The organism is Paenarthrobacter sp. CM16 (assembly GCF_013179505.1).
Lineage (GTDB): Bacteria > Actinomycetota > Actinomycetes > Actinomycetales > Micrococcaceae > Arthrobacter.
Genome location: NZ_JABMCX010000318.1, coordinates 1 through 4,955, shown reverse-complemented (window position 1 = coordinate 4,955; position 4,955 = coordinate 1). Strand labels below are relative to the sequence as shown.

Sequence of the window (4,955 nt, the reverse complement as noted above, 5' to 3'; positions counted from 1 at the left end):
GTTGAACGGGGTCGGTTGGGCGGTTCAAGGCTCAATGAATCGGGGCGGAAGGCGACAGTTGGCGAGGTCCTGCGGCATTTGGACAGCCGACAAGACCCGGCTGAGTGCCAGTCCCCCACCAAAAATTGCCCGCTCATCACCGAATGCGGGCTGCGCCATGCAATGAACCGCGCCAGGGAAGCCTTTTACCGCGAGTTGGACACCGTGGTCATCGCTTCGCTCCCCCATGCCCGCCAAATGAATCCGGTTTTCCAGTCCATCGGGCTGCGTCCGGAATTCAGGGTGCCGGCCGGCCAACCGTAACCCGCACACACCGCCCTCCGGCACCTTCCTCCCAGTTTGCACAACACTTCTACGAGGTGTAGAAATTGAGGTATCAATATAAGCATTTCAAATGCTTGTATATTACGGCCGGCCAGTCCGACCCCTAACACCCAGGAGAACCATGCTCTCGGAAAAGTCCCGCCCCATCATCGAAGCAACCCTTCCCTTGGTGGGTTCACGGATCGGGGCGATAACGGTCGACTTCTACCAACGGCTTTTCTCGGCACACCCCGAGCTGCTTGATGGCCTCTTCAGCCGTTCCAATCAGCGTTCGGGTGATCAGCAGCGGGCACTAGCCGGCAGCATTGCCGCTTTCGCCACTCACCTGGTCAACAACCCAGGTACCCTTCCGGAGCAGGTCCTGTCCAGGATTGCGCACAAGCATGCCTCCCTTGGAATCACAGAAGAGCAGTACTGCGTGGTCTACGAGCACTTGTTCGCCGCGATCGCCGCAGACCTCGCCGAGGTCATCACGCCCGAGATCGCTGAGGCCTGGACTGAGGTCTACTGGCTCATGGCTGACGCGCTGATCAAGCTGGAAAAGGACCTCTACGCCTCCCAGGCCAACAGCAAAATGTGGATGCCTTGGCGCGTTACGGCCAAGGAGCCGGCAGGCACCGACGCCATGACCTTCAGTCTGGAACCTGCGGACGATACCCCTGTCACCCCTGCAATTCCGGGTCAGTACGTCAGCGTCAAGGTCCGCCTCAGCGATGGCCTGCGCCAAGTACGCCAGTACTCGTTGTCCGGCGACACCGGCAACGGCCGAACCTTCACCACCAAGCTCAACGACGGGGGCGAAGTGTCCACCGCCCTGCACAGCGAGGTTGAACGTGGTGACATCCTGGAGATCTCAAATCCGTACGGCGAAATCACCCTCAAAGAGGGAGCCGGTCCGGTCATCCTGGCCTCGGCGGGTATCGGTTGCACGCCCACTGCGTCCATCCTGCGCTCTCTGGCGCAGACGGGCACCGACCGGGAGGTCCTTGTCCTTCACGCGGAAAAGTCCATGGACAGCTGGGCACTGAGCGGGCAGATGACGGCGGACGCTGCCAAGATCGACGCCGATGTGAAGCTCTGGCTGGAAACACCGCACGCCGAAGCCATTCAGGGTTTCATGTCACTGCGGGAAGTTGACGTCCCAGCCGATGCCTCGTTGTATCTCTGCGGACCGCTTCCCTTCATGAAGAAGATCCGCGACGAAGCCATCGAGGCCGGAATTCCGGCCACCCGGATCCACTACGAGGTCTTCGGCCCCGACGTTTGGCTCGCCAACTAACGCCTCGGAAGGACACGGTCCCAAGAACGACGGCGGCCCGCCACCTCTCAATCGAAAGGTGACGGGCCGTCGTCGTTCACTTAAGAACGCCGTTGTTCCTAAGAGGTCTAGCCCAGACGGGTCTTGAGACCGTCCAGCTCGGACTGCAGCGCCGCCGGGAGGGACTCGCCGAAGTTGGCGAACCATTCCTCGATGGAGGCCAGCTCGGTTGCCCATTCCTCGGGGTCCACACGAACGGCCGACTCAACCTCAGCGGGGGTCATGTCCAGGCCCTCAAGGTCGATGGATTCGCCGGTCGGAACGAAACCGATCGGAGTCTCCACGGCGTCGGCCTTGCCTTCAAGGCGCTCGATGGCCCACTTGAGCACACGGGCGTTGTCGCCGAAGCCGGGCCACGCGAAGCCGCCTTCAGCCGTGCGACGGAACCAGTTGACCAGGAAGATCTTGGGCAGGCGCTCGGGGTTGGCCTTGGCGGACAGGTTCACCCAGTGGTTCAGGTAGTCCCCTGCGTCGTAGCCAATGAACGGCAGCATGGCCATCGGGTCGCGGCGGACCACGCCAACGGCACCGGCGGCGGCAGCCGTGGTCTCGGAAGACAGCGTGGATCCCATGAAGATACCGTTTGACCAGTCGCGCGCTTCGGTGACCAGCGGGATGGTGGTCTTGCGACGGCCGCCAAACAGGATCGCGGACAGTTCCACGCCTTCCGGGCTGAAGTATTCCTCAGCCAGCATGTCGATCTGGTCGATCGGCGTGCAGAAGCGCGAGTTCGGGTGCGCTGCCGGGGCGTCGGAGTCCGGAGTCCAGGACTCACCACGCCAGTCGGTCAGGTGTGCCGGAGTTTCCTCCGTCATTCCTTCCCACCAGACGCCGCCGTCATCGGTCAGAGCCACGTTGGTGAAGATGCTGTTGCCCTTGGCGATGGCACGCATGGCGTTGGGGTTGGTGCCCCAGCCGGTGCCGGGAGCGACGCCGAAGAGGCCTGCCTCGGGGTTGACGGCGCGCAGTTCGCCTTCCTTGCCGAAGCGCATCCAGGTGATGTCATCGCCAAGGGTCTCAACTTTCCAGCCCTTGATGGTGGGGTCGAGCAACGCGAGGTTGGTCTTGCCGCAAGCAGACGGGAACGCAGCAGAGATGTAGTAAGTTTTCTGCTCCGGGGAGGTCAGCTTGAGGATTAGCATGTGCTCGGCCAGCCAGCCTTCATCGCGGGCCATGACCGAAGCGATGCGCAGTGCGTAGCACTTCTTGCCCAGGAGGGCGTTTCCGCCGTAGCCGGAGCCGAAGGACCAGATGGACCGCTCTTCGGGGAAGTGCACAATCCATTTGTCCGTGTTGCAGGGCCACGCGACGTCAGCCTGGCCGGCTTCCAGGGGTGCGCCCAGCGAGTGGAGGGCGGGGACAAAGAAAGCGTCGGTCTGGGTGATGCGGTCCAGGACGTCGGTTCCAATGCGGGCCATGATGCGCATGGAGGCAACAACGTAGGCGGAGTCGGTGATCTCGACGCCAAATTTGGGATCTTCTGCATCAAGGTGGCCCATGACGAACGGAATGACGTACATGGTGCGGCCACGCATGGAGCCGGCGAACAGGCCGCGCAGCTTCTGCTTCATCTCGGCCGGGGCCATCCAGTTGTTGGTGAAGCCTGCGTCGCGCTCGTTCTCGGAGCAGATGAAGGTCTGCTCCTCCACACGGGCAACGTCAGCGGGGTCCGAGAATGCCGCGAAAGAGTTCGGGAACGTCTCCGGGTTCAGCCGCTTGAGCGTGCCGGCCTCGACCAGCTCGTCCGTCAGCTTCTTGTTTTCTGCTTCGCTGCCATCAACCCAGTGGATGCGGTCCGGCTGAGTCAGCTCGGCAACTTCCTCGACCCAGGCCAGCAGGCGTGCATGCGTAGTAGGTGCCTTCTCAAGCAGCGGCAGTCGCGCCAGATCGCCCATTGCGGTTCCCTTCCTCGGGTTCAGTGGTGTGTCCTAAACGATAGGGGCCGCGGACCAGACCAATCCGTTGTCAGACATCGGACATCCGGAGGTGGGAAAAGTAAAAACCGCTAGAAATCAAGGGCTGACATGGCAATGTGCCGGATTTAAGTGACTAAGGTCACGTAGACCGGTCTAGTTGCGCAGATTACAGCTTTTCGATTTGGAACTTCTCATGAACTTCTGTAAAGTTTATTGAGGTTCGAGGGGGTCAGAGAAACAGACCGCCGAGAATCACACGAAATGCGCCCATAGCTCAGCTGGATAGAGCGTCTGTCTACGGAACAGAAGGTCAGGGGTTCGAATCCCTTTGGGCGCACAGATAAAGACCCGCACCGGTTCGCCGGTGCGGGTCTTTTTTTATGCCCGGCGAACCCCAACCTGGCGAACCCAACCTGGCGAACCCAGCGGCAGGTGACCCGCGCGCAGAACGGGAAGGGCCGCCGTCGTACTGTTCAAAGAAGTACGACGACGGCCCTTGCATTGAGCGCGGAGCTTTTACTCTCCCACGGCCTCGCTGATACGTCGGCGGATTCCGTCGAAGTGACGGTTGAGCAACTCGGAGGCCAGGGCTTTGTCCCCTGCAGCTACAGCTGCGTAGATGCCACGGTGCATCGCGGCAGTCTTTACCAAGTCCTCGTTGCCCGGGCCGATTTCCACGTGGATCTTCCGGTAGACCTTCCAGAAGACGCCCATGAGGTTGATCAGGAGCTCATTGTTAAGGGGTTCGAAGAGCCGACGATGGAACTCGGCATCGGCAGCAACGAAGTTTTCGCCGGCAGCGGCGAGCTCCTCCATCTGCTTCACGGCTTCTTCAATGGAGGCCAGCTGCTCCCTGGTCATAACGTCAATGGACGAGCCGATCAGGCCAGACTCCAAGGCCTGGCGCACATCCACCAACTGCAAGGCTTCCAGGCCCTGGTGCCGCAGCGAGAGCCGGCCCCGGAAGGTCAGGCCGTCGGCCAAGGCGTCAAAGTTGCTGGGTGCCACGAACATGCCGAAGCCGTGGCGTATTTCGATGACGCCCAAGGCCTGGAGGACCTTGAGGGACTCGCGCAGCGTATTGCGCCCTACGCCCAGAGCGCCGGAAAGTTCGCTCTCTGTCGGCAGTGGATCGCCCGCCTCGAGCTCGCGCTCAAGAATCAATTCCATAATGTCCGATTGCAAGGCACGCAGCCGGGCCTGTGCACTGAACCGCGCCTGCGGAACCACACCGGAAGTTGTCATGGCTTTCTCCTTGCCGATGCACCTGCCTGAGACCCGGAAGTGGCCGGTTTCGGAAGCATGTGCGGTGTTAATATTGAGGCGAGCTTAGTGCCCACCCAAGAATGAGTGACTCGCAACATACAATATCGGATGTCCCACCTCCGTCATAGCTA

4 protein-coding genes and 1 tRNA gene are annotated in these 4,955 nt (G+C 61.2%); 3 read left to right on the top strand and 2 right to left on the bottom strand.

The genetic code is table 11. The features are described from left to right. On the top strand, nucleotides 1-303 hold a 303-nt coding region (locus HP499_RS20625; RefSeq protein WP_253951721.1), incomplete at its 5' end, for an Rrf2 family transcriptional regulator. Nucleotides 304-445: 142 nt separating this feature from the next. Beyond that, complete coding sequence (locus HP499_RS20620; RefSeq protein ID WP_172325997.1) at nucleotides 446-1,603, top strand: globin domain-containing protein; 1,158 nt, start codon at nucleotides 446-448, stop codon at nucleotides 1,601-1,603. Between the two features lie 107 nt (nucleotides 1,604-1,710). Here the strand turns inward: HP499_RS20620 and HP499_RS20615 are convergent, their stop codons facing one another. Then, nucleotides 1,711-3,537 (bottom strand): phosphoenolpyruvate carboxykinase (GTP), encoded by a 1,827-nt coding sequence (locus HP499_RS20615; protein ID WP_172325996.1) that lies wholly within the window; start codon nucleotides 3,535-3,537, stop codon nucleotides 1,711-1,713. 284 nt (nucleotides 3,538-3,821) lie between these two features. On the opposite strand from HP499_RS20615, the gene HP499_RS20610 reads away from it, so the two are divergent. Beyond that, nucleotides 3,822-3,895, top strand: a tRNA-Arg gene (locus tag HP499_RS20610). 179 nt (nucleotides 3,896-4,074) lie between these two features. Here the strand turns inward: HP499_RS20610 and HP499_RS20605 are convergent. Next, entirely contained in the window at nucleotides 4,075-4,803 is a 729-nt protein-coding gene (locus tag HP499_RS20605; protein WP_172325995.1) for a FadR/GntR family transcriptional regulator, read from the bottom strand. Nucleotides 4,804-4,955 lie beyond the last annotated feature (152 nt).

Coding starts and splice junctions, on each gene's coding strand:
- HP499_RS20620 (WP_172325997.1), top strand. CDS start 446: ATGCTCTCGGAAAAGTCCCGCCCCATCATCGAAGCAACCCTTCCCTTG.
- HP499_RS20615 (WP_172325996.1), bottom strand. CDS start 3,537: ATGGGCGATCTGGCGCGACTGCCGCTGCTTGAGAAGGCACCTACTACG.
- HP499_RS20605 (WP_172325995.1), bottom strand. CDS start 4,803: ATGACAACTTCCGGTGTGGTTCCGCAGGCGCGGTTCAGTGCACAGGCC.